Below are 339 nucleotides of genomic sequence, written 5' to 3' on the forward strand. Positions count from 1 at the left end.
CGCAGAGTGCTGTGTTTTTAATAAACAGTCCCAGCCACCTGGTCACTGCGGCTCTCAGTCGCTTAGAGAGTAAATCTCATCACAACCAAGAGCGTACCTTCTCCCGAAGTTACGGTACAATTTTGCCGAGTTCCTTCACCCGAGTTCTCTCAAGCGCCTTAGTATTCTCTACCTGACCACCTGTGTCGGTTTGGGGTACGGTTCATATAATCATAAGTTTAGAAGCTTTTCCTGGAAGCAGGGCATCAACAACTTCACCACCTTGGTGGCTCGTCTCGTGTCTCGGCCTTGAAAACCCGGATTTACCTAAGTCTTCAGCCTACTCACTTTCACTTGGAC

1 rRNA gene is annotated in these 339 nt (G+C 48.7%); it reads right to left on the bottom strand.

Going from position 1 to position 339, the window contains the following annotated elements:
* Window positions 1-339: ribosomal RNA gene (locus V3391_RS17630) — 23S ribosomal RNA — on the bottom strand; the annotation flags it as partial.

The organism is Luteimonas flava (genome assembly GCF_036584485.1).
In the GTDB taxonomy this organism is placed as follows: Bacteria; Pseudomonadota; Gammaproteobacteria; order Xanthomonadales; family Xanthomonadaceae; genus Luteimonas; species Luteimonas flava.